Genomic DNA, 2,376 nt, shown 5'->3' with positions numbered 1-2,376 from the left:
AAGAGCAAGAACAGGCTTTAGAGTTTGTTAGGTGGTTAATGGCTTTACCTATTGAAAAAATCGCAATAGAAAATCCTGTTTCGATTATTTCTAGCCGGATTAGAAAAGCTGACCAGTATATTCATCCTTGGCAATTTGGACATGGAGAAGTTAAAAAGACAGGTTTGTGGTTAAAGAATTTACCGTTATTAGTTCCAACCAATATTGTTGAAGGCCGTGAAGCTAGAGTGTGGAAAATGCCTCCTGGTGTTGATCGTTGGAAAGAGCGGTCAAGAACTTTTCAAGGTATTGCAAATGCTATGGCTGAACAATGGTCTTAGTTCGTCTTACGATGATTAATCGACACAAGAAAATTTGTCGAAACAATTTGTCGGAATCTATCAGAATATGATAGGTTCTTTTTTGTCGTTTATGGTAGAATAATCCTTAGAACGAATGTATAGAAAAATAGAAAGGGTGTACAGAAATGTCGAAGGAGGAAAAAGAACATGGACGAGAATCAAGTGGAGGTAACAGTGGAAGTGACGGAACCGAATCCGTCCGAACCGACGGAACCCAATCCGAACCCGCCTCAATCAGTGGAGATGATCGTGGGAGCTCTAACGGCTCAAGTCGAACAGCTCCAGCAACAAGTCCAGGCTCTCGCTCAAACCGACGAGCGAATTCAGAATCTAGTGGAGGAAGTACAGCAGATTCAGAGATGGAGCCAGGAGGAGATACGGGAGATAGCGGAAATGATGTTCAAGGAAATGAGTCAGATGAGGAGCGACGTCGAAGAATTAAGCGAGAGCGAGACCGAGACTATCGAAGAAGAAAGCGTGAACTTGAGCGAGATTCCAGCGATACCGGAACCAGCGGAACAAGAGGAACCGGAGGAAGTACAAACGACAAGCAAACGTCGTCCTTGGTTCTTGTAAACAAACAGAAGGAACCGAAAAAGAATATCGTCAAACCGACCTCGACCAAGACCAAGGGAACCAGAAAAGGAAAAGCCGACGACGTGAACGCGGACGAATTGACCGCCTTTTTAATCGGCGTCTTTAATCTCCTGGGTGGTCTCATGGGAGGACATTGGTTTATTACCGAAGATGAGGCCGAGCAAATCTCGGAACCCTTGACTCGAATCTTAAACAAAATGAATAAGAAGAAGAAATCGAAAGTCAATGACTATATGGCCCCTATGTTACTCATTACCGCGATCGGCTCGATTATTGTCCCTAGACTCATGATTACCGCTATGGAATGGAGAGAAAAAGCCAATGAACGAAAACGAAAACAAAAACAGCTTACCCAATTTAAACCTAGTCCGGCAGAAACTCCAAGCCCTTCTCGAAGTGTGGGCGGAGAAACTTCCGGAGCTGATGACCGCGAACAAACCGGCGGGGACAACGGAGAAAATGCTCCTCAATTCCTTCCGACCGTTCCTTCCGAAATTGGCCTCCTCTTTAACGAGTAAGATTGATAGTCTCACAGACGAGGAGCTCGCGAATATGATCGTAAAATTGGAGAGTGCATTCGAATGGCTAAAAGCAGGCGATTAGTCATACAACCGAATGACCGGGCCGTCTTTGTCGGAAAGACAGGCTCGGGGAAAACCTTCTCGGCAAAAGCCTATGCGCGGGGGTTTAAAAATGTGATGGTGCTCGATACCAAGGGGACATTTACCTGGGATAAGGTTCCGATCATTCGAACCTTTGACGAGCTCCGGAAACAGCTCGGCGGGAAGTTTATCTATCGCCCGGTGGATAGTGAAATGAATGAGGATTTTTATGACGCCTTTTTTGAGTTTTGCTACCGGAGAGGGGAGACCATGGTTGTAGTCGATGAGCTTGCCCAGGTGATGGAATCGGCGTCCGATATTTTGCCGAACTGGAAAAACATCATGCAACGCGGACGGGAGCTTAATGTCGGGATTTTTAATTGTACCCAGCGTCCCCGAGGGATTCCAAAAATGGCTCTCTCCGAATCCGAGCATACTTTTTGTTTTCGTTTGAAATTAGAGGACGACCGGAAACACATGGCGGAATTTATGGGCCGGGAGATTGTGGACGTCAAGCTCAACGGACACGGATTCTTTTATATGCATGAGAGCATGGACAAAGCGGTTCTCGTTCCGAATGGCTTGAAGATGTAAGGGGCTTACTCCATTAAAGGAGGTGAGAAGAATGTTTAACTTTTCAGATGTTCGCATTGGTTTATTGAATTGGGTGATTGTCGGAATTATGGCGTTGACCTTTATCGTCGTAATGAAAATGGTTACTACTAAGTTTCCCGTCCCAGGCGTGACGGAAGTCGTTCATTCAGCATAATAAAACAATTTTAGGAGGTTATGAGAAATGAGTTTTGAAACAGCGACAAGACAAAATATTCGTAAAG

The 2,376-nt window shown here is 45.1% G+C and carries 4 protein-coding genes; all 4 read left to right on the top strand.

What is annotated here, in order from left to right; translation table 11 throughout:
* A partial coding sequence (locus HF312_21465) for a DNA cytosine methyltransferase (GenBank protein MCU7522783.1) occupies positions 1–320 on the top strand: 320 nt, incomplete at its 5' end.
* A 168-nt stretch (positions 321–488) separates the two neighbouring features.
* A complete protein-coding gene (locus HF312_21460; GenBank protein ID MCU7522782.1) occupies positions 489–917 on the top strand; it encodes a hypothetical protein in 429 nt (142 codons plus the stop codon).
* Positions 905–1,456, top strand: coding sequence for a hypothetical protein (locus HF312_21455; GenBank protein ID MCU7522781.1), 552 nt, complete (start codon positions 905–907; stop codon positions 1,454–1,456). Before HF312_21460 ends, HF312_21455 begins: the two co-directional genes overlap by 13 nt.
* Before the next feature lie 63 nt (positions 1,457–1,519).
* Positions 1,520–2,134 (top strand): hypothetical protein, encoded by a 615-nt coding sequence (locus HF312_21450; protein MCU7522780.1) that lies wholly within the window; start codon positions 1,520–1,522, stop codon positions 2,132–2,134.
* Positions 2,135–2,376 lie beyond the last annotated feature (242 nt).

Source organism: Ignavibacteria bacterium (assembly GCA_025612375.1).
Taxonomy (GTDB): domain Bacteria; phylum Bacteroidota; class Ignavibacteria; order Ignavibacteriales; family SURF-24; genus JAAXKN01.
Note: the sequence above shows the minus strand (reverse complement) of the source record. Positions and strands in the feature narration are given on the sequence as shown.